We start from the raw sequence: 21673 nt of genomic DNA, 5'->3' as shown, positions 1-21673 counted from the left end.
CGCCGCGGGGCGTGCCGGCGAGGCGCCCGCCTGCATGAACGATTCGAGCGCGGCGAGTTCCCGGCGAGCCTCGGGCGAGAGCGAAGTGCGCGAGACTTCCATCTCCACGGTGCGGCACGCCGGACAGAGCCAGGCGACCGGGTAGTCGCACGGACTGTCGAAGAACGGCTCCCGCGAAGCGCCGCAGGTCTCACAGTGGCGCGTGGTACCCGTCGTCGGTTCGGTCGCCATGGCAACGACGATTGTAACACAAGCCTGCAAGTCCCAAGCCCCTCGCGGGGCGCCGGCCGGTTCCTTACGTCTGCGCGATCTTTTCCGCCTCGTGGCACGCCACGACGTGTCCGGTCGCGAGCGCGCGCAGCTCGGGCGTCTCACGCAGGCACCGCTCCGTGCGCCAGGGGCAGCGGGGATGAAACCGGCATCCCTGCGGCACCCGCACCGCACTCGGCGGTTCGCCCTCGATCTCGATCGTCTGGCGGGCCGGCGCCTCTACTTCCGGGATCGCGGAGAGCAGCGCAAGCGTGTACGGGTGCAGCGGCCGGGCGAACAGATCCGCCGCCGGCGCCTGCTCGACGATCTTGCCGAGGTACATCACGGCGACCTGGTCGCTCAGGTAGCGTACCACGCGCAGGTCGTGCGAGATGAAGATCATCGTCAGCCCGAGCGAGGTCCGCAGCTCGAGCAAGAGCTGGAGAATCTGCGCCTGAATGGAGACGTCGAGCGCGGAGACGGGTTCGTCGGCGACCAGCAGCTCCGGGCCGACCGCGAGCGCGCGGGCGATGCTGATGCGCTGCCGCTGCCCGCCGGAGAACTCGCCGGGGTGCTTGTGGGCGTCCGCGGCGCCCAGGCCGACGAGGGCCAGCAGCTTGGCCACGCGGGACGGACGGTCGGCCGGCGTCCCCACGCCGTGCACCGTCAGCACCTCCGTCAGCGCGCTGCCCACGCTCTGCCGAGGATCGAGCGACGAGTACGGATCTTGCAGGACGACCTGCATTCGGCGGCGGAACGGTGCGAGGCCGCGTTCGTCGAGACGCGCGAGATCCGCGTCGCCGTACCACATGGAGCCCGCGTCGGGCTGATAGAGCCGTAGGAGACACCGCCCGAGGGTGCTCTTGCCGCACCCGGATTCTCCGACCAGCCCGAGCGTCGTACCCCGGGCGAGGTCGAACGACACGCCGTCGACCGCGCGCACCGCTTCAGGAGGGCGTCCGGCGATGACGTCGAGCGGCGAGCGGGGCAGCGGGAAGTGCTTGACGAGATCGCGGACGCGCAGGAGCGCCGGCGGCGGCGCATCCTGCCGGCCGGTCCGCTCCCGGGGCTCAGACGGCAACGGGTGCCCCCACCATCTCCGCCTTGAGGCATCGGCTCAGGTGATCCGGCGCGACGTCGCGCAGCGCGATCGTGCCCTGCCGGCACTCCGGGGCGGCGAGCGGACACCGCGGCGCGAAGGCGCACCCGTCCGGGAGGCTCACAAAGTCGGGCGGCGTGCCGGGAATCGGCACGAGCGGCCGCGCGCGGTCCATGCTCGGCACCGACGCGATCAGCCCCGCGGTATACGGATGGCGCGGTCGTGCGAACAGCTCCGCGGTCGGCGCCGTCTCGACGATCTGCCCGGCGTACATCACCGCGACGCGGTGCACGACCTGGCGCACCACGCCGAGGTCGTGCGTCACGAGGACGAGCGCCATCCCGAGCTGCTGCTGGAGCGACGCGAGCAGGCGGAGGATCTGTGCCTGGATCGTGACGTCGAGCGCGGTCGTCGGCTCGTCCGCGAGCAGCACGGAGGGGCGGCGCGCGAGGACGACGGCCAGCATCACGCGCTGCCGCTGACCGCCCGACAACTGGTGCGGGTAGGCGCGCAGCCGCCGCTCCGCGTCCGGGATCCCGACCTGGCGCAGCAGCGTGACGATGCGGCGCCGGCGCTCCCCGCGGTCCGCGGGCGCGTCGGTGAGCGCTTCGGCGATCTGCCGCTCGATCGTCAGCACGGGGTTGAGGGCGGTCATCGGGTCCTGGAAGACCATCGCGATCCCGCGCCCCCGGACGGTTTCGAGCTCCCGTTCGGAAAGGCGGAGCAGGTCCCGACCGTGGAAGTAGACCGAACCGCCCGTGATGTGCGCCGGCGGGTGAAGCAGCCGTACGATGGACCGGCAGGTCATCGTCTTGCCGGATCCCGACTCCCCGACGAGCGCGAACGTCTCGCCGGGCGCGACGGCGAAGCTCACGCCGCGCACCGCCGCTACGACCCCCCGCCGGGTTGGGATCTCGAGCCGGAGGTTCTCGACGGCAAGGGCGGGCGGACCGCCTTGCGGTGGGCTCGCCGGCGACGACGAAATTGCCGCGGGCGGAGTCACTGGCCCCGCACGCGCAGCAAGTCCGAGAGGCCGTCGCCGACCAGGATGAACCCGATGCCCGCGAACATGCAGGCAAACCCGGGCATCGTCGCGACCCACCAGGCGGTGTACATGAAAGTCCGGCCCTCCGCGATCATGAGTCCCCACTCCGGCGCCGGAGGGCGGAGGCCGAGCCCGAGGAAGCCGAGCGCGGAGGCCGTCAGGATCACGAGCACGATGTCCGAGGCGAGGAACGTGACCGCCGGTGCGATCGCGTTTGGCAGGATGTGCCGGAAGACGATGCGCCGGCTGCTGAAGCCGAACGCGCGCAAGGCGGCCACGTACTCGAGGTTCTTCTCCCGCAACACTTCGCCGCGGACGAGCCGCGCGAAAATGATCCAGTCGACCGCGCCGATCGCGATGAGGATGTTGGTTTCGCCCGGGCCGAGGAACGCGACGATGGCGATGACCAGCACGGTGAACGGCACGGCCGTGATCACGTCGACCGTGCGCATGACGAGCGCGTCGGCCCACCCGCCGGCGTAGCCGGCGGCGGCCCCGGCGAGCGAGCCGAAGATGAACGGAAAGACGACCGCGAGCACCCCGATGCGCAGGTCGATGCCCGCGCCGTAGAGGACGCGCGTCAGGACGTCGCGGCCGTAGTTGTCGGTGCCGAACGGATGGGCCGCCGACGGCGCCTGCAGCATCGCGTTGAGGTCCTGCGCGTTCGGGTCCGTGGGCAGCAGCGCGGGTGCGAGGATGGTGGCGCCCGTGAGCGCGAGCAGCATGAGCCCGCCGGCGACGATCCCGAGCGGCGGCCTGAGGCGCGCCGGACGCGACGCGGGAACGGCGGCGGCCGCGACGGTCGTGCCGGCGTCCGCGCTCATGCCCCGGCCCTCATCCCACGCGCACCCGCGGGTCGAACAGCGGGTACACGAGGTCGGTGATGAGGTTGATCAGCATCGTGCCGAGCGCGAACATCAGCGTCAGCGTCTGCACCACAACGTAGTCGCGGGAGAGGATCGAGTCGACCATCCACGAGCCCAGCCCCGGGATCGCGAACACCGTCTCGATCACGACCGAGCCGCCGATGGCGTAGGAGAGCCGCACACCCACGAGCGTCACGATGGGCAGCATCGCGGCGCGCAGCACGTGGCCGAACAGCACGGTGCGGCCCCGCAGCCCCTTCGCCCGCGCGAAGTCGACGTAGGTGGTCGTGAGCACGTCGATCAGCGACGAGCGCAAGTTTCGGCTCAGGACCGAGGCGAACGCGTACGAGAGCGTCAGCGCCGGCAAGAACAGGTGCTGCAGGTGGTCCGCGAAGCCCTCGCCGTACCCCTCCGCCGGCAGGAGGCGCAGCTTCAACGCGAAGACGATCAGCAGCAGGATGCCGATCCAGAACGCCGGCGAGGCGAGCGGCAGCGCCATGAACGCCCGGATCACATGGTCCGGCCAGCGGTTGCGGTACAGCGCTGCGAGGAGCGCGAGCGGCACCGCAATCAGTACCGACAGCAGCAGGCTGTAGACGATCAGGAAAAACGTGACGCCCGTCCGGCGCGGCAGCATCGACGTGACGGGGGTCTGGTAGCGGAGCGACTGGCCGAGGTTGCCGGTCGCGAGGTTACGCATGTAGACGGCGTACTGCTCCCAGATCGGGCGGTCGAGCCCCCACTGATGCCGCAGCGCCCGCACCGAGGCGTCCGTCGCCCGGTCGCCGAGAATAGCCGAGGCCGGATCGCCCGGCACCAGCTTGATCAGCAGAAAGATCAGGACGGTCACGAGGAGCGCGATCGGCACCATCTGGCCGATCCGCCCGAGGGCATAGCGCAGCACGTTCGAGCGCTCCGGAATCCGGCGGCCGCCGCGACACGCGGCGGCCGCCGGCGCGGCTCAGGCTACTGCGCCACGGTGACGTTCGTGAAGATCCACGGCCCCGTGGCCAGCTGCACGAACCCGTGCATGTTCTTGTTGAGCGCGTCCGTGTACGGCGCGTAGTACAGCCAGATCAGCGGCGCGTCCTGGATCGCCAACTCCTGCATCTTGTAGTAGATCTGCCGCCGCTTGGCCGGGTCCATCTCGCGCTCGCCTTGCTTGATCAGCGCGGTCATCGCGGCCGACTGGTACCCGGTGTGGTACGACTTGGCGGTCACATAGTCGAACTCGTAGGACGCGAGCTCGGACGGATCGGGCACATCGTTGGTCCACCCGCCGGCGTAGACCTGGTAGTCGAGGTTCCGCATCCGCTGCGTCGCGGCGGCGCGGTCGAGCGGCTCGATCTCGAGGTTCACGCCGATCTTCGCCCACATGCCCTTCAAGAGCGTCGTCGTGGTCTGCGCGTCGGCGTTGCCCGACTGCACCATCGCGCGCAGGGTCACCGGCGTGGGGACGCCCGATTCCTTGAGCAGCGCCTGCGCCTTGTTGAGATCGAGGGTGTACGCCTTCAGTTGCTTGTCGAAAAACGGCGTCGTGATCGGAAGGAACGACGTCGCGGCCGTCCCGTTGCCGTACAGCACGCCCTTCACGATGCCCGGACGGTCGGTCGCCCAGGAGAGCGCCTGGCGCAGCTTGGCGTTGTTGAGCGGTGCCTTGCTAACGTTGAGCAGCACGTGGCTGACCGCGGTCGAGGGGTTCAGCTGGACATCGATCCGCGGATCGCCGCGCAGCGCCGAGAGCAGCGAGAAGGGCGGATAGTCGATGCCGTCCACGCGGCCGGACTGCAGCGCGATCGTGCGCGTGTTGTCGTCGGGGATGTAGATGATCCGCAGCTCGGGCGTCTTCGGCAGCCCGCGCCCGTAGTAGTGCGGGTTGGCCCGCATCGTCAGCTGCTCGCCCTTCTTCCAATCGACGAGCATGTATGGGCCGGACCCGATCGGGTGGTTCGAAATCTCTTCGTGGGACGCCGACTTGAACTTGCTCACCGGCCCGATACTGTTGGAGAACAGCGACACGTCCGAGAGGAACGGCGCGAACGGCTCCTTCAGCGTGATCGCCACGGTGTGGGCGTTCACCGCCGTGATCGCCTGCATCGGCTCGAGCGCCCACTGCCACGGGCCGTCGAGATCGTGCGCGCGCTGGAAGGTCCACACGACGTCGGCCGACGTGACGGGTTCCCCGGTAGAGAACACGGCGTCGGGCCGCAGCGTGAACGTCCAGATCTTGCCGTCCGCCGACACCTTCCAGCTCGTCGCGAGGTCGGGGACGAACCCGTCGCCCGCGGCGTTGACGCGCACCAGTTGCTGGTAGATCTGCATATATGCCCAGATGTTGGGGTTGGCGTCCTGCGTCACCGGATCGAGGTCGTCGGCGGCGCGGTTGACCCCGAAACTGATGACGGTCTTGAACCCGGCCGCGCCGGTGGGCGAGATCGAGGGGAACAACCCGAAGACGAGCGCGACCGCGGCCGCCGCGGCGGCCATCAGACGAAACATGCGCACGACTCTGCCTCCTGATCCGAAATGTGGGACAGCGCGGGCGCGGCGAACCGGGAGGCGCCCGGCAGGCCAGGGTTCGGCGGGTCCTCCGGCAGTTCCTCGGCATCTCCCGGTTCGCCGCGGAACCGAAGCGTGGAACAGGGTAGATATCCTGTACATCATAGTGCCGTCACAGACGTCCGCCGGAAACGGTTTCCCCGTCCGGCCGCCGGCCGGGATTATCGCGCCCGCGGCGCCGCCGCGCCGTCGCGCCCGCGTGTTGGGCGAGGCCGTTGTGGCGGTCGCGGTAGTGGCGGCCGTCACGTTCCTCGCCGTGGGCCTGCGTTCGCTCTCGGTGCGCTCCCAGATGATCGCGACGCCCGGGCTCTTCCTTTACATCCCGCCCATCGCTGCGCTCGCCTACGGCGCCGGCCGCGCGGTCGGCCTCCTGGCCGCGTTCGTCGCCACGGCGGCGGCGTGGGCCTACCTGCTGCCGGCGACGGACTCGTGGCCCGCCGTCGCTTCCACGCTGCCGGTGCTGGCGCTGTTTGCGGTGACCGTCTTCGGGGTCGCGGAGGGCTTCGCGCGCGCCAGCGACACGGAGCGGCGGCGCCGCGGCGTCGAGAACGGGACCGCGCACCTCGCGGCGATCGTCGAATCGTCGGACGACGCGATCTTCAGCAAGAGCATGGACGCGGTCATCCTCTCCTGGAACGTCGGCGCGCAGCGGCTGTACGGCTACACCGCCGGGGAGGCCGTCGGGCGGCCGGTCGCCATGCTCGCGCCGCCGGAGCGCCCCGACGAAATTTCGACGATCATGGCGCGGCTGCGAAACGGCGAGACGATCTCGCGCTTCGAGACAGTCCGCGTCCGCAAGGATGGGGGCCGCGTCGACGTGGCGCTGACGATCTCGCCGATTCGGGACCGCGACCGGCGCATCATCGCGGCTTCGACGATCGCCCGGGACATCTCGAGCCGGCTCCGGCTGGAGCGGCGGCAGCACCTGCTCGTCGACATTACGGCCGCGCTCTCCGGGGCGGTCACCCCCGGCCAGGTCGCCCAGGCGATCGTGGAGCGTGCGACCGCCGGATTGGGCGGAGCGGCGGCGGCGCTGTGGCTCGCGACGCAGGAAGGCACCTTCGAGCTGATCGCGGCGATCGGATATCGGGACGAGGTCGTGGACCGCTGGCGCCGCGTGGCGCCGGGACAGGACCGGTATCTCGACGAGGCGGTGAAGGCCGGGGCCGTGGTGGGGCACGAGGCGGTGTTCGGGGACGGCGCGCCGCGCGCGGCTGCGGGCGGCGGCGCCGTCGTGCCGCTGGTGCTGCAGACGGCCGTGACGGGTGCTCTGTCGCTGCGGTTCGTCTCGCCGCGTCCGATCGACGACGACGAAGCGGCATTCCTTCTCACGCTCGGCAGGCAGTGCGCCCAGGCGTTCGAGCGCGCACGTCTCTACGCACAGGAGCACCAGACCGCGGCGACGCTCCAGCGCGCGCTGCTCCCGGCGGGAATGCCGGAGGTCCCCGGCCTGCGGCTCCGCGCGGTCTATGTGCCGAGCGCCCTCGAGCCCGGCGTGGGCGGCGACTGGTACGACGTGTTCCGGCTTCCCGACGGCCGCGTGGCGCTTGCGATCGGCGACGTCGTCGGACGCGGCGTCGAAGCGGCGGTCGTGATGGGGCAGGTGCGCCAGGCGGTGCGCGCCGCCGCGCTCGAGGGCCACCCTCCGGCCGAGGCGCTCGCGCTCGCGAGCCAGGTCATCCGTTTGAGTCACGAGCACGAAGGCATGACCACCGCGATCTTCGGGATCTTCGACCCGGCGACGGGGGTCTTTGCCTACGCGACCGCCGGCCACCCCGCGCCGGTTGTCGCGAACGCGGCGGGGGTGCGCGCGCTGCCGTCGGGCGGTCTGCCGCTCGGCTTTATGGACGCGCCGGGCGCGCCGTCGTGGTCGGTCGATCTCGCGCCGGGCTCGCTTCTCGTCCTGCACACCGACGGGCTGATCGAATCGACCCGCGATCCGATCGGTGGACAGGAAGCGCTGTTGAATGCGGTCGCGCGCGAAGCGCAGGAGCGCTCGCCGGACGCGGCGCGCGCGCTTCTGGCGCGCACCGTCGGGGAAGCGGCCCCCGACGACATCGCCATCGTGACCCTTGCCGTCGACCCGCAGCCCGTGGACCGGCTCGACCTCGTGCTGCCGGCGGAGCCGTCGAGCCTCCGGCTGATGCGGCACGCGCTGCGCCAGTTGAGCCGCGGGCTCGGGCTCGACGAGGACGCGGTGTCGGCGCTCATGATCGCGTCCGGCGAGGCCGTCAACAACGTAATCGAGCACGCTTACGGCGTCACTCCGGGCTCCGTGCTGCTCCGCGCCACCCCGGCCGACGGCGTGCTGCGCGTCGAGGTGCAGGACCGCGGAAAGTGGCGGCCGGACCGCGCCCACAACACCGGCGGCCGCGGTCTGGACCTGATCCGGGCGCTGGCGGACGAGGTGGAAATCGGGAGGGCGCCCGGCGGCACCACGGTCACTTTCACCGTGCCGCTTCCGGACCGGGCCGCTGCTCCGGCCCGTGCCGCTCCGGCGCCGGGACCGGCGAACCCCGCGGACCCTTCCACGCCGTCCGTCCGTCGGGTGGGAGCGCCGAGGTCCGGCCGCGCGCCGGGCGACTGGCAGAACTGGCGCACCCGCGTGGTTGACGACGTGCCCGTGGTGGAGATCTCCGGCGACGTCGACTCCGAGAACGTCGGCCGGTTCAAGGTGCTGATCCAGGAGGCGTGTGTCCATGCCGGGCGCGGTGCGGTCGCGCTGTCGCTGACGCAGGCGCGCTACTTCGACAGCCAGGGCCTTCGGGCGCTGCTGCAGGCGGGCCAGCGCCTCGCGACGATGCGCTGCTTGCTGCTGCTCGTCGTCGGGCCCGACGCGCCGCTGCGGCCGGTCCTCAAGGCGATGGACGTCGCCTCGATGCTGCCGGTGTTCGATTCGCTGGCGGACGCGGTCACCGCCGCGCGTGTCAGGGAGTCGTGAGCGCCCGGGTATAACGGCAGGGGACGTTTGAGGAATCAGGGGGAGCGGTCATTACGGGGGGAGTGGCGTTCCGGCTGGCCGTCGCGGCCGCCGCGATCATCGTCGTCGCCGTGCCGCCGTCCGCGGCGCCGGCGTATCCCGCGCCGTATGAGCGGACGAGCGTGGCCGTCGGGAGCCGCGTGCTTCCGGCGATCGTGGTGCGCGCGCCGCTCTCACGGTACCGGCTCGGCGTGGCGCTGGCCGGGAGCCGTGTCGGCGACAACGCGTGGTTGGCCTCGATCGCGCAGGCGTCCGGGGCGGCCTGCGCGATCAACGGCACGTTCTTCGCCGCCTACGCCGGCGAGACGCGCGAACCATACGGCACGCTGGTCGTGAACGGGCGGCTGATTCATCTCGGGGATTTCGGCACGCGGCTCGACGTCTTCGACGGCGGCGGCATGCGGATGGTCCGCGAGCGTTTGCAGATCCGGGGGGCGCTCGAGGGCAGCGAGGTCTACCCGTACAACTGGTACGCTTACAACCTGAACCAGACGCCGACGGCGTCGACGGGCGCCTTCATCTATACTCGCGACCGCGGCCCGAGCCTCGGCTTCCACGCGGATCTCGCGGTCACGGCGCACCGGGGCCGGGTGGTCGCGATCGAGCAGAACCGTGACGCGCCGATCCCGGACGACGGGTTCGTGCTCGCGTTAATGGGCCGAGAGGTCGGCGTCCTCGGCTGGAAGTTTCGGATCGGCCAGCGGATCGACTACCGCGCGGTGCAGGACGGCGAGCCGCTGCGCACCCGGTTCAGCCTCGGAGCCGGGCCGCGGCTCGTCGACCGCGGCAGGATCGTTTTGGACGCCGTCGCGGAAGGCTTCCGCGACCCGAAGGTTACCGCATATCACGGCCGGCGCTCGCTCATCGGCTATACAGAAGACCGCCAGGTTCTGTTCGCCGTGGTGAGCGGCGCCACGGTTCCCGAGGCGGCGGAGGCGGCGCGGCGGCTGGGCGCCTGGGATGCGATGAACCTCGACGATAACGCCTCGAGCAGTCTCGTCTGCGGTGGCAACTACCTCGTGCGTCCCGGTCGTGAAATCGCAAACGCGCTCGTCCTGTGGCCCGTGGCCGGGCCGTAGCCACACCGCAGCGCTCGCACGGGCTCGCAGCGAAGGCGTACGATGGACTCGCGGCGTGGGGTGCGCCGCGAGGAGGCGGTCCATGTTTGCAGAGATGCTGAACCGGTTCGGGCAGATGCACGAGCGCGCCACCGTCAAGACGGTGTTCGGCGAGCCGTATCAGGTCAACGGGCGTACGATCATTCCGGTGGCCAAGGTCTCGTTTGGGTTCGGCTTTGGGGGCGGACAGGGCACCCTGAAGGGAAACGGCGCCCAGAGCGTCGATGAGGCCGGCAAGGACGCCGGAGGCGGCGCGGGGGGCGGCGGCGGCGGACGCGTCTCGGTGCGGCCCGTCGCCGTGCTCGAAGTCGGCGCGGACGGGACGAAAGTGAAGCCGATCGTCGACGTCGCGCGCCTCGCGCTCGCGGGCATGATCCTTGCCGCCTGGAACCTCTTCTGGATCACGTACACCGTGCGCCGCGTGCGCGCGCGCTGACCGGAACGCCGTCGGCGGCCCGTCCCGCTCCTTATCGAAGCGGTGTCAAGGCGAGCCGCTGCCGGGTCCCTACGACGGACGGGCCGGCTCAAACAGCTCGATTGGGTTCCCGTCCGGGTCTTCGAGCTGCACCTGCCGCCCGCCGGGACCCGTCTCCATCCGGTTGCGGAAGCGGATCCCCCGGTCTTGAAGCGCCGTCATCGCGGCCGGCAGTTCGGCGACGCGCAGGACGATGCGATTCCAGCCGCCCGGCTCTTGGCGGCGTCCGTCGGGCATCGGCCGCGATCCCGATGCGTTCGGGCCGCTGAGTAGCAGTTTCAACTGATCGAGCGATAGGGTCGCGAACGCCGGCAGCGCCTGGTGATCTAGGTGAAAACCGAGCCCCGTGTAGAATGCGATCGACCGGCCGACATCTCGCACTTGGTAGCGAACGCCGTGACAGCCCTTGATGCGGTAGAGCTCTCGAGCGGGCATCGCCGCCGTTTTCATCGCACGTACCTCCCGAGTCTACCGCGCCGTCCGCGTCACGCGCGCGGCTTGCCCTCCGTGTATTCCTGGAGCCAATTGAGGATGTTGGGCCAGCCGCGGTGGCTCATCCGGGACGTCTCGGTGGCGAGCCCGGAATGCGTGATGCGCACCCGCGTGACGCCGCCGCGCTCCTCGAAGTCCCAGCGCACGACGCTCTCGGTGGCGTCACCCTGCCAGTCCGGCAGCCAGGTGTGGACGAGCAGGCGCGGCCGCTCGATTTGGCGGTACACGCCGGTGACGGTGACGCTCTTTCCGCCGTAGCCGTAACCGCGCATCACGAGCCTGCCGCCGGCCCGCAGGTCGGACTCGATCTGCGTCCATCCGAACTGCCCTTCGTGCCCCCACCATTTGACGCACTGCTCAGGATCGGTCAGCGCGTCGAAGACACGCTCGGCCGGCGCGCTGATGGTGATTTCCTCGACGATGGGGCCTTCCGTTTTGGTCGCGTTCATCGGGTCTCCTCCACATAGCGCTTGAGATCGCGCAAGGTTGCGCGCCAGAAGGCGCGGTAGTCCTGAAGCCACGCGTCGACGGTGCGGAGCGGCCGCGGATTCAGCTGGCAGATGCGCGCGGTGCCCTGCCGGCGGGCGGTGACGAGGCCGGCCGCCCGCAGCACCCGGAGGTGCCTCGAGATCGCGGGTCGGCTCGTTTGGAAGTTACCCGCCAACTCACCGACCGTTCGGCGGCCCCCGCGAAGCAGTCCGAGGATCCTCCGGCGCGTCGGGTCGGCCAGCGCCCGGAACACGGCATCGCGTTGGGTGTCCATGACCGTAACCATTTGGTTACCAAATAACGTAACCGATCGGTTACGGTTTGTCAACCGGGGTGGATGTCGCGACGTTCGGGGTGGCGGCTACTCCGGCTCGGCGAGCGCGTCCCAGCAGGCGCGGCTGAGCCGGCCGATGTGCGCGGTGGCCGCGGCCTTACCCGGCTCGCCGTTTCGCAGTACGCGCGGCACGGGGTACGTGTAGACCGTGAGCACGAACAGCGGCCGCCCGTTCTGGAAGATGATGCCGGCGTCGTTGATCGCGTTGCCGCCGGTGCCGGTCTTGTGGGCCACCTTCGTGCCGGTGGGGAGCCAGGAAGGGAGGCGCGCCGTCAGGTTCTGCCAGCTCAGGATGTCGAGGGCGTAGCGGCAGAGGTCCGGCGTGACGCCGAGCCGCGCCGCCGCGTCGGCATCGTCGCCGCCCTTCAAGACCGCTTCCAGCAGATGGCCGACGTCGGCCGGCGTCGTGGCGTTCAGGCGGTTAACGTCGTGCGGCGGCACTTCGCCGGGCGGCATGAGCGGGTAGTTCTCTTGCGGGATGCCCGCGCGGTGCGTCGTACCGGTCATGCCGATCGACCGGCAGAACGCGTTGATCGCATCCAGGCCGACCAGGTCGGCCACCGTGCCGGTCGCGACGTTGTCGCTGACGATGATCATCATGACGAGAAAGTCGTGCAGCGTGAGGGTGGACCCCGGCCGGAAGTGCTGCATGCAGCCGCTGTCGCTGATCTGGTAGCGCGCCTCGATCGCGACGCGCCGGTCGAGCGACAGCCGCCCCGTGTGCACGTCGCCGAGCGCGGTCATCAAGATCGCGATTTTTCGCGTACTCGCCGACGGCACCACGACGCTGCCGCGGCGGTCCGCCGAGACGCCCCGGCGCAGGTCGCGGAGATACCAGCCGGTCTCGAAGGGCTGCGCATCGCATAAGGCGTTCAGCGAGGACGCGAGCCGCGCGCGCTCCGTGATCACGTCGGAAACACCGCCTTCCATCAGAGTTCGGTGAGAGACTGGTATTCGTCGTCCGAGAGGCGCAGGTCCGCCGCGGCAAGGTTCTCCTCCAAATGCTCGGGCGATCCCGTGCCGGGGATCGGCACCACGGCCGGGGAGCGGTGCAGCAGCCACGCCAGCGAGACTTGCCAGGGCGTGGCGCGGTGCGCCGCGGCGACCTTGTGGAGCACGGCCGTGAGCTTCTTTGCGGCGCGCCGCGCGCCGGCGAGCGGCGCCCACGGGAGAAACGCGAGCCCTTCTCGCGCGCACACGTCCAGCACGCCGTCCGACTCGCGCTCGGCGAGGCTGTACTCGTTCTGGACCGAGACGATCCGCGCGACGGACTGCGCCTTCCGCAGTTCTTCGGTGGAGACGTTGGAGACGCCGATGTGCCGGATCTTGCCCTGCGCCTGCATCTCGACGATCGTCCCCACCGACTCTTCTATCGGCACCTTGGGGTCGACGGTGTGCAGTTGATAGAGGTCGATCCGCTCGACGCGCAGCCGGCGGAGGCTCCCTTCGAGCGCCTCGCGGAGGTGCGCCGGCCGCCCGCGCGCGATCCACGCGCCTCCAGGCCTGGTGAAGCCGCCTTTCGTCGCGATGACGAGTCCGGCCGGGTACGGGTTGAGGGCTTCCGCGATCAATTCTTCCGAGACGCCGGGACCGTACGAGTCGGCGGTATCGATGAGCGTGACACCGAGATCCACCGCGCGCCGCAGCACCCCGAGCGCCCGGGCCCGATCGCGCGGCGGGCCGAGCCCTCCGCGGCCGAGGATCCGCAGCGCCCCGAAACCGAGCCGCGCGACGCGCAGATCGCCGCCGATGACGACCGTGCCCGCCGCGGATGCGTGCATCGCGTCAGTGCCTTCGGTCGCGCCGGTCCGGTCCCTGCGCCCGCCGCGAGGCGGACGCGGCGTGGGGCGCGCCTGATCCGGCGCCCGCGGCGTTCATCGCATTTTCCGGGCCATCATGGCGTTCGCGAGCGGACACGGCGTGTTGCGGATCGTGACGCTGACGAGCGACGGCCGTCCCGACTCGCGGGCGCGCCGGATCGCCGGGACGATCTCGCCGGGCTGCGTGACGTGCTCGCCGTGGCCGCCCAGCGCTTCCACCATCTTGTCGTAACGCACCGGCCGCAGCTCGGTTCCGACCGCTCGGCCGTAGTACGCCAGCTGGAAGTTGCGGTCGATGCCCCACAACGCGTCGTTCCCCATCACCGCGGTGAACGCGGCGCCGTGCCGGACCGCCGTGTCGAACTCGATGCCGTAGAATCCGAACGATCCGTCGCCGATGAGCAGCAGTACGTCCGCCTCGGGGCGCGCGAGCTTCGCCGCGATCGCGTAGGGGACCCCGCAGCCCAATTGGCCGAGCGGACCGAGGCGTAGCCACCCCCCGGCGTTCCGGGCCCGCAGATAGCTCCGCCCCCATCCGGCGAAGTCGCCGCCGTCCACGACCAAGATCGTGTCGTCGTCGGTAAACGTATCGACATCCCGCAGCACGCGCACGGCGTGCAGCGGCGTCTCGTCGGTGCCGAGCGCCTCGAACCGAAGCCGCTGCGCCTCGCGGGTCTTGCCGAGCTGCCGGCGCCACGCCGCCACACCGGTCCACCGCTCCGCGCCGCGGGCCGCCTCGGTCATCTGCCGCACGACCGCTCCGACATCTCCCACGATCCCGACGTGCACGCCGCGGTTGCGTCCGATCTCGGCCGGCGAGGGATCGACCTGGATCAGCGTCGCGGCCGCGTTGAAAAACGGCGGCCGCCCGTAGCGATAGCGGTGATCGAGACGCTTGCCCAGCAGCAGAACGGCGTCGGCCTCCCGGAAGTGCTTCGCCGTGTCGTTGAGCGCCGGATCCCCATACCCGAAGCACAGCGGGTGATCGTCGGAGAGCAGCCCCCGTGCCTGCTCGACCGTAAAGCACGGCAGGTTCGTCGCCTCGACGAAATCCCGGAGGTCCGGCGGGGCGAGGGACGCCCTCGCCGCGTTGGCCGCGACGACGACGGGCCGTTCGGCGTTCCCCAGCACGTCGATCGCCTGCGCCACGAGCGCGGGATCGCCGAGGCTGCGGCCCGCGGGGCGGTACTCGCTCGGCGGATAGGCCGGCGTTTCGCTCTCGGCGACGGCGGCCTCCTGGATGTCGATCGGAATCGTCAGGTGCACCGGACCGCGGCGGCCCTCGAGTGCGGTGCGGAACGCCGTGGCGATCATGCCGGGAATGCGGCGGCGGTCCGGCACCATCCACGAGCCCTTGGTGGCCGGTGCGGCCAGGCCCACTTGGTCGATCTCCTGAAAACCGTACATCCCGCGCTCGACGAGCTCGCCGCACCCGGCCAGCAAAATGACGGGGCTCTCGCTTGCGTGGATCGGCGGCAGCGCGGAGATCGCGTTGGCGAAACCGGGACCGCCGGTCACGAGCGCCACGGCCGGCTCGCCGGTCACTCTCGACCACGCGTCCGCCATGTGCAGCGCCGCCGCCTCGTGCCGGGTATCGACGAGGTCCATCCCCTCGTCGACCGCGGCGTCGCAGATCGGCAGAATGGTATCCCCGACGATCGTGAACAACTTGCGGATGCCTTCGAGTTTGAGGCAGCGGAGCGCGAGATGCGCTCCCCGTAGGGTCATGTGAGATGTCTAAACCGCCGGACGGCCGGCCACCTGCCGCGCGGACGCCCTCGGCCGTCGCTACGCCCGGTCGTAGGCGCGCTGCAGCGCCGCGATGTCGATCTTTACCATCTCCAACATGGCCTTCATCACTCGCTGGGACTTGGCGGGGTCGGGATCCCGCAGGAGCCGCGGCAGAACGGCCGGGGTGACCTGCCACGACAGTCCGAACTTATCCCGCAGCCAGCCGCACTGGACCTCTTTGCCGCCCGCCGACAACCTGTCCCAGTAGTAATCGACGTCGTCCTGCGTCTCGCAGTTCACGACGAACGATATCGCCTCCGTGAACTTGAACTGGGGGCCGCCGTTGAGGGCCAGGAACTCCTGTCCCTCGAGCTGGAACCGCACCACCATCGCCTGCCCTTTGGGCCCCGGGCCCGCGTCGCCATAGCGGCTGACCTCGCAGATCTTCGAGTTCTTGAAGATCGACGTGTAGAACTGGGCCGCGTCCTCCGCGTTGCTGTCAAACCACAGCATCGGTGTGATCCTCGGCATGGCGCTTCCTCCCTCGCGAGTCTCTTGTCGCCGCGGTAGTCGTCCGGCGCCGCCGACTGCCGGCGCCGAGAGCGGGGCCGTGTAGTCCTTACTACTCTTATCCGCCCCAGGCCTCGCGGAGGAAGCGGATCCAGTTGCCGTGCATGACCGCGGCCACGTCGGCGGGCGGGTATCCGCGCTCGGCGAGCAGCGCGCCGATCTTCTGCAGATCGGCGATCGTGTCGAGGTCGTGCGCGAAGCCTTCGCGGCCGACGCCGCCGTCGAGGTCGCTGCCAATGCCGGCGTGTCGTGCGCTCCCCGCGATCTGGCAGATGTGGTCGATATGCGGCACGATGTCGGCGAGGGTCACGTGCGCGTTGCTGTCGCCGTTCGTCCAGCCGGGAATCATCTGCCAGCAGCCCGGAACCGTGCCGATGACGCCGCCGCGTTCGACGATCGCGCGAATCTCCTCGTCCGTCAGCTGGCGCTGGTGAGGGTTGAGCGCCCGGCAGTTGTTGTGGCTCGCGTGCACCGGGCCGTCGTAGTGGGAGAGCGCCTGCCAAAACGCCTCGTCCGAACAGTGCGAGAGGTCGAGGCTGATGCCGAGCCGCGCCATCTCCCGGAGCAGCGGGGGGCCGAGTTCGGTCAATCCCTCGTCGCAGCCGGTGCCCCCGGCGTACCGGCCGTGCCCGAAGTGCGCCGGACCGAGCAGCCGCAATCCGCCCTCCCACCACTCCCGCAGCGTCGACGGCGAGAGCACGGGATCGGCGCTCTCCATCGTGATAACCATGCCGAGCGGCGGGGTCGGTGCGGGATCGTCCGATGAGTGCGCGGCGTCCCAGTCGGTCCATTCCGCGACGTGCGCGTCGAGTTGGACCGCGTCCCGGATGATGCGGATGTGCCCCTCGCGTTCGAGCGCCTGATGGTAGGCGAGGTGGCCCTTGCCGTGCGCGTGGGCCTGGATCGCCGTCGGGTAGTCAATGCCGGGCTCCGGGCGGCCGCTCGACCGCGCGAGCACGGTCGTGAAGCAGAGCGCGACCCGGCCGCGCCGCATTTCCGGAAAGGCGACCGTGCCCTGCGCGCGCCCCGGTCCCTTCATCGACCGTTCCAGCACGCGGGTCGTGTAGGCGGACGTCAGCAGGTCGCGGTTGCCCTGCAGCGCGTTGAGGGCGAGATCGAGATGGCTGTCGACGATGAGCATGATCTGTCGATTCCGCAGAGCGGCGCGGGGGCACCTGCCGGCACGCGGCGGTTCAGGCGGTCGACGGCGCGGCGGCCTCCCGGGCGTGCGCGGCGCAGAGATGGCGGCCGCAGATGTAGCCCCAGGTCATGCACGGCCCGATCGTGCTGCCCGCGCCGACGGCTTTCGAGCCGATGGGGTTGGCCATCGCCGCGCCCGCGCAGTAGAGTCCCTCGATGACGCTGCCGTCATCACGCAGGACCTGACCGCTCGGATTGGTTCGCGGGCCCCCTTTCGTCACGAGGATGGCCCGGTCGAACGGCGCGGCGTAAAACGGCGGCCGCTCGATCGTCCCCAGCGCGCCGCCGGGCGTGTTGAATTTCTCCCACGCGGTTTCGCCCCGGTGAAATTCGTCGTCCCTGCCGCGCCGCGCGAATTCGTTGAACCGGTCCACCGTGGCGGTCAGCGCCGGTGCGCCGAGGCCGATCTGCGCGGCGAGATGCGCGAGGCTCGGCGCCGTGTGAAGCTTCCGCCCGCGGTCGAGCCGCCAGAGCAGCATGACCGCCGGATTCTTTCGGGCGAACTGGGCGTCGAAGATCCGCCACGCCGGCAGGTGAACCGGCAGGCCGGTGGCCGGGTCGCGCTCGTCGATCGCCACGCCGAGGTTCGGGCGCCCTTCATTTAAGAAGCGGCAGCCCGTGCGATCCACCACGATGCAGTGCGGACTGTACACGTCGGTGATGGGCACCGCGTGACGGTGCCCCTCGTATCCGATCGGCAGGCAGCAGTAGATGAGCGCCTGGTCCATCCGCTCGAGCCGGGCGCCGGCGGCCGCGGCCATGCGCTGGCCGTCGCCGGTGTTCGTGCGCGGGCTGCCGATGAGACCGACGTCGCCGGGGAAGTAGCGCGCCCGGAGCTCCGGGTCCCACTCGAAGCCTCCGGTCGCCAAGACAACGCCGCGCGCGGCGCGAATCGCGACCAGACCGCCGGTTCCGGTTGCCTCGACGCCCGCGACGCGGCTCGGCGTGCCGCCGCCGCCGTCCGTGACAAGCCGTGTGACCCGCGTCTCCGCCATGATCTCGACGCCGTGGTCGAGGCAGCCCTTAAGTAAACCGGTGACGAGGGCGTTTCCCATGCCGACGCGCCGGGTGAGCCAGCGATAGGCGAGGGCGGGGGCGATTTTGAGAAGTGTCGGCACCGGCCGCGACAGTACCGGGCCCACCACCATCTCACTGTATTTGAACCGCTGCCCGCGGGTAAACCGGCGGATCCGATCGCGCCACGGCCCGAGGATGTTCTGGCTGATCAGCCGCGGGGACAGCATCCGGCCGTGCGCCTTGCCGCCAGGCGCCTCGACGTAGGGATCGGGGTGATGGACGAGCTCGAATCGGAGCGGGGAGTTGGCCTCGACGAACGCCAGCATCGCCGGTGCGTTTTCGACGAAGGCGCGCCAGAGGGGTGCTTCGATCTCGGCCCATCCGTCGGGCGCGACGCCGCGAATGTACGTTAGCGCCTCGTCCGTGGAGTCCGACATCCCCGCGGCGAGCATATGGTGGTTGGCTGGGATCCACGTGCCGGCGCCCGACATCGCGGTCGTCCCGCCCAACACCGATGCCTTTTCCAGCACGAGCACCCGCGCGCCCCCGGCCGCGGCGGCGAGTGCGGCGCACAGGCCCGCCGCGCCGGATCCGGCGACCACCACGTCGGCTTCCCGGTCCCAGCGCCGCGGCACGTCGGTCACGGGGCCGCCGTCATGCCGGCGGCCGGGTCATTTGGCGACGGCGCAATCGTGGTCCTGAAGCTCTTCACCGCTCGCGTCGTCGCCCGGGGCCGTGCGGCCGTCGAGGATGTAAAACCCGGGCCGGCCGTCCGAGAACGTCGCCCCCACGACAACGAGTGTATGATGCCCCATGTCCAGCCGGGCGCCCGGCACACCGTCGGCCAGGAGGGTGAAGGGGTTGGTCCGGTTGAGCCCCTCGCCGTCGACTTTCACGGCCAGGTACTGGTGCCCGGCGAACGACACGGCCAGAGGGGCCCAGCGGCCGCCGATCGCCCTTTCCTGCCGTTTCAGGGTATCGCGGACGCCGGCGCGCACGCAATCGATGTGGATGTGGAGCTGGTTCTGCGACCGGCCGGTCACCGAGTTGATCGCGAGCGAGATGTCGTCACGGGACATCGTCTTGTGCAGGACGCCGTCGATGTAGTCGCGGGATCGCCACGCGTAGGCGAAGTAGTTCGGCGCGCCCGCGGCAAGGAGAAGCGGACTCTCGATTCCGGTCACGCGCGCGGTCGGAATGAGCAGAAACTGCGTCGCGCCGACCAAATCTTTGAGTACCACGTAGCCGTTCTGCTCGCCCTTGCTTACATCCACCAGCCGGCACGGCGCCGGGCTGCCGTGTTGTCGCTCGTTCGGGACGCACATGGTGTGCACGATGTTCCAAAGGACGTTGGGGTCCGAGGACGCCGTCCCGGTGAAGAGTACCGCGATGAGGAGGCAGGCGAGGGCGAACGCCCAGATCCGGGACCACGGCGCCCGTACGCTGCGCGACTTCACGGTTGGCCTTCTTCCGTGCGCCGGTCGGCCAATCCTCGCCGCCGGCGCGGACGTCGAGGAAATCGCACACGGCGCCGCCGAAGAGCCGTGGGGCGGCAGACAAAGGAGGAGAGGCTGTGGTCGTCAAGGTTGACGAGATCGTCCGCCACGTCGACGCGAAACGCGACGCCTTCGTCGCGCTCGCCGACGAGATTTGGCGGCTCGCGGAGATCCGCTTCAACGAGCGCAAGTCCGTCGCCGCGCACATCGGGGCGCTTGAAGAAGAAGGCTTCCGCGTCACCCGCAACGTCGGCGGCATGGACACGGCGTTCGTCGCCGAGTCCGGTACCGGCGGTCCGGTGATCGGCTTCCTCGGCGAGTATGACGGGCTCGCGGGCCTCAGCCAGGAGGCCGGCGTGGCGCAGCCCGAGACGGCGACGCCGGGAGCGGTCGGCCACGGCTGCGGCCACAACCTGCTCGGCGCGGGCGCCGCGCTCGCCGCGGTGGCGCTCCGCAACCACCTGATGAGCACCGGCACCAAGGGTACGGTGCGCTTCTACGGGTGTCCGGCGGAAGAGGGCGGGTCGGGCAAGACGTTCATGGCCCGCGCCGGCGCGTTCGACGACCTCGACGCCGCCGTCTCCTGGCATCCGGGGTGCTTCGCGAGCGTGATGTCGCGGAGCTCACTCGCGAACTTTCAGGTGTACTGGCGATTCACCGGCCGCGCCTCGCACGCCGCGGGCGCGCCCCACCTCGGGCGCAGCGCCCTGGATGCCGTCGAGCTGATGAACATCGGCGTCAACTTTCTGCGCGAGCACATGCCGTCGAGCGCGCGCGTTCACTACTCGATCACCGACGCGGGCGGCATCTCGCCGAACGTCGTTCAGCCGCGCGCCGAGGTGCTGTATCTCATCCGCGCGCCGGAAGTCGGCGCCGCGCGCAGGCTCTTCGACCGGGTGAGGAAGATCGCCGACGGCGCCGCGCTGATGACCGAGACGCGGGTGGAGATGGAGATCGACAAGGCCTGCTCCAACATCATCCCCAACATGGCGCTCGCCGAGGCGATGTACGAGAATCTGAAGCGCGTCGGCCCGGTGCCCTTCGACGCCGCGGACGTCGCGTTCGCCGGAGCGATCCGCAAGACGCTCACCCCGGACGACATCGCGCACAGTATCGAGATGTACGGCGCGCCGGAAGCGGCGTCCGAGCCGCTCTACGGCGCGCCGGTGCCGCTCGATCCCACGCCGCGCCTCATCGGCGGCTCGACCGACGTCGGCGACGTCAGCTGGATCATCCCTACCGTGCAATTGTGGGGCGCGTGCTTTGCGGTGGGGACCCCGGGCCACTCGTGGCAGCTCGTGGCCCAAGGCATGGCGCCGGCGGCGCACAAGGGCATGGTCCACGCCTCGAAGGTGATGGCGGCGACCGCGCTCGACGCGATCCGGGATCCGGAGCTGTTGCGGCGGGCGAAGACCGAGCTCAAGGAGCGGGTCGGCAGCGGCGGGTACACCTGCCCGATTCCGGACGAGGTCGTGCCGCCGCCGTTGCGGAGGGCGCGAGGGGCCTGACGCCTCTCCAAGGCGCCGGCGTTCCCCTCTCGCGGCGGAGGGTTCAAAAACGCCGGCGATCTCGGACTGGGAGCGGAAGGATCGGGCCGCGGTCGCGGCCGCGCGAACGGATCTGCTTCTCTACCACCGACGTCGTGACGGCACGCGGCGGCCGTAGGCGGCCCGCGGCCCGAGGGTGCGCTAGACCGGCCGTTCCGCCTCTCTCAGACGGCGGGCGAGCGTGCGGACGACCTTGCGGACGATCGGCAGATGATCGTCGAGCAGTCCCCAGAATTCGCGGTAGCCGACGACGAGGAGCCGCATCGGCGTAACGGCGTCGACGTCGGCCGAACGCGGCTCGCCGTCGATCAGGCTGATCTCACCGAACGAGTCGCCGGGTCCGAGGTGGATTGCACGGCCGCGACGGGTCGTGACCCGGGCCCGGCCGTCGACGATGATGAACAGCTCCCGCCCCGTTTCCCCCGCCGCGGCGATGCGGCGCCCGGCAGGGACCGCGACCTCCTCTGTCAGTCGAGAGACCTTCTCTAGGTCGCGCTGCGAGAGCCCTTCGAACAGCGAGATTTTTTCCAAGGCCGCGACCTTGCTCGATCGCTGCGTTGCCATCCAAGCATCCCCTTAGTCCGGC

Annotated in this window: 21 protein-coding genes; 4 read left to right on the top strand and 17 right to left on the bottom strand. The window is 70.4% G+C overall.

Going from position 1 to position 21673, the window contains the following annotated elements:
- The 6 genes from VFL28_01585 to VFL28_01560 all read right to left on the bottom strand — a co-directional run.
- On the bottom strand, positions 1-231 hold a 231-nt coding region (locus VFL28_01585), incomplete at its 3' end, for a hypothetical protein (protein HET7263330.1).
- Positions 232-295: 64 nt separating this feature from the next.
- A complete protein-coding gene (locus VFL28_01580) occupies positions 296-1330 on the bottom strand; it encodes an oligopeptide/dipeptide ABC transporter ATP-binding protein (protein HET7263329.1) in 1035 nt (344 codons plus the stop codon).
- Positions 1320-2222: an ABC transporter ATP-binding protein gene (locus VFL28_01575; protein ID HET7263328.1), complete on the bottom strand. Its 903-nt coding sequence runs from the start codon at positions 2220-2222 to the stop codon at positions 1320-1322. The genes VFL28_01580 and VFL28_01575 overlap by 11 nt, the downstream gene beginning before the upstream one ends.
- A gap of 125 nt (positions 2223-2347) precedes the next feature.
- On the bottom strand, positions 2348-3217 hold the full coding sequence (locus VFL28_01570; GenBank protein ID HET7263327.1) for an ABC transporter permease: 870 nt from the start codon (positions 3215-3217) through the stop codon (positions 2348-2350).
- 10 nt (positions 3218-3227) lie between these two features.
- Positions 3228-4163: an ABC transporter permease gene (locus tag VFL28_01565; protein ID HET7263326.1), complete on the bottom strand. Its 936-nt coding sequence runs from the start codon at positions 4161-4163 to the stop codon at positions 3228-3230.
- Positions 4164-4225: 62 nt separating this feature from the next.
- Positions 4226-5758, bottom strand: coding sequence for an ABC transporter substrate-binding protein (locus tag VFL28_01560; protein HET7263325.1), 1533 nt, complete (start codon positions 5756-5758; stop codon positions 4226-4228).
- 277 nt (positions 5759-6035) lie between these two features.
- Here VFL28_01560 and VFL28_01555 point away from each other — a divergent pair, with 277 nt between their 5' ends.
- From VFL28_01555 to VFL28_01545, 3 genes are all read left to right on the top strand, one after another.
- A complete protein-coding gene (locus tag VFL28_01555; GenBank protein ID HET7263324.1) occupies positions 6036-8759 on the top strand; it encodes a SpoIIE family protein phosphatase in 2724 nt (907 codons plus the stop codon).
- A 62-nt stretch (positions 8760-8821) separates the two neighbouring features.
- Positions 8822-9877, top strand: a complete 1056-nt coding sequence (locus VFL28_01550) for a phosphodiester glycosidase family protein (GenBank protein ID HET7263323.1) — start codon at positions 8822-8824, stop codon at positions 9875-9877.
- 82 nt (positions 9878-9959) lie between these two features.
- Complete coding sequence (locus tag VFL28_01545; GenBank protein ID HET7263322.1) at positions 9960-10352, top strand: spore germination protein GerW family protein; 393 nt, start codon at positions 9960-9962, stop codon at positions 10350-10352.
- 69 nt (positions 10353-10421) lie between these two features.
- Here the strand turns inward: VFL28_01545 and VFL28_01540 are convergent, their stop codons facing one another.
- The 10 genes from VFL28_01540 to VFL28_01495 all read right to left on the bottom strand — a co-directional run bounded on the left by VFL28_01540 (position 10422) and on the right by VFL28_01495 (position 19501).
- Positions 10422-10841, bottom strand: a complete 420-nt coding sequence (locus VFL28_01540; protein HET7263321.1) for a VOC family protein — start codon at positions 10839-10841, stop codon at positions 10422-10424.
- A gap of 35 nt (positions 10842-10876) precedes the next feature.
- A complete protein-coding gene (locus tag VFL28_01535) occupies positions 10877-11332 on the bottom strand; it encodes an SRPBCC domain-containing protein (GenBank protein HET7263320.1) in 456 nt (151 codons plus the stop codon).
- Entirely contained in the window at positions 11329-11646 is a 318-nt protein-coding gene (locus tag VFL28_01530; GenBank protein ID HET7263319.1) for a metalloregulator ArsR/SmtB family transcription factor, read from the bottom strand. The genes VFL28_01535 and VFL28_01530 overlap by 4 nt, the downstream gene beginning before the upstream one ends.
- An 87-nt stretch (positions 11647-11733) precedes the next feature.
- On the bottom strand, positions 11734-12615 hold the full coding sequence (locus VFL28_01525; GenBank protein HET7263318.1) for a serine hydrolase: 882 nt from the start codon (positions 12613-12615) through the stop codon (positions 11734-11736).
- A gap of 20 nt (positions 12616-12635) precedes the next feature.
- Positions 12636-13487, bottom strand: coding sequence for an aldo/keto reductase (locus tag VFL28_01520; protein HET7263317.1), 852 nt, complete (start codon positions 13485-13487; stop codon positions 12636-12638).
- A gap of 93 nt (positions 13488-13580) precedes the next feature.
- Complete coding sequence (locus tag VFL28_01515; protein HET7263316.1) at positions 13581-15254, bottom strand: thiamine pyrophosphate-binding protein; 1674 nt, start codon at positions 15252-15254, stop codon at positions 13581-13583.
- A gap of 60 nt (positions 15255-15314) precedes the next feature.
- Positions 15315-15788 carry a VOC family protein gene (locus tag VFL28_01510; protein HET7263315.1) on the bottom strand — a complete coding sequence of 158 codons (474 nt, stop codon included), beginning with the start codon at positions 15786-15788 and terminating at the stop codon, positions 15315-15317.
- Between the two features lie 97 nt (positions 15789-15885).
- Positions 15886-16968: a membrane dipeptidase gene (locus tag VFL28_01505; GenBank protein ID HET7263314.1), complete on the bottom strand. Its 1083-nt coding sequence runs from the start codon at positions 16966-16968 to the stop codon at positions 15886-15888.
- 52 nt (positions 16969-17020) lie between these two features.
- On the bottom strand, positions 17021-18688 hold the full coding sequence (locus tag VFL28_01500) for an FAD-dependent oxidoreductase (GenBank protein HET7263313.1): 1668 nt from the start codon (positions 18686-18688) through the stop codon (positions 17021-17023).
- Between the two features lie 27 nt (positions 18689-18715).
- Positions 18716-19501 (bottom strand): CDP-diacylglycerol diphosphatase, encoded by a 786-nt coding sequence (locus VFL28_01495; protein ID HET7263312.1) that lies wholly within the window; start codon positions 19499-19501, stop codon positions 18716-18718.
- Between the two features lie 116 nt (positions 19502-19617).
- Between VFL28_01495 and VFL28_01490 the strand changes: the two genes are divergently transcribed.
- The gene (locus tag VFL28_01490) at positions 19618-21048 is read left to right on the top strand and encodes a M20 family metallopeptidase (protein HET7263311.1); all 1431 of its coding nucleotides are present in this window, start codon (positions 19618-19620) and stop codon (positions 21046-21048) included.
- Positions 21049-21228: 180 nt separating this feature from the next.
- On the opposite strand, the gene VFL28_01485 is transcribed toward VFL28_01490, so the two are convergent.
- Positions 21229-21651 (bottom strand): cyclic nucleotide-binding domain-containing protein, encoded by a 423-nt coding sequence (locus tag VFL28_01485; protein HET7263310.1) that lies wholly within the window; start codon positions 21649-21651, stop codon positions 21229-21231.
- Between the last annotated feature and the right edge of the window lie 22 nt (positions 21652-21673).

It is taken from the genome of bacterium (assembly GCA_035691305.1).
Lineage (GTDB): Bacteria > Sysuimicrobiota > Sysuimicrobiia > Sysuimicrobiales > Segetimicrobiaceae > DASSJF01.
Note: the sequence above shows the minus strand (reverse complement) of the source record. Positions and strands in the feature narration are given on the sequence as shown.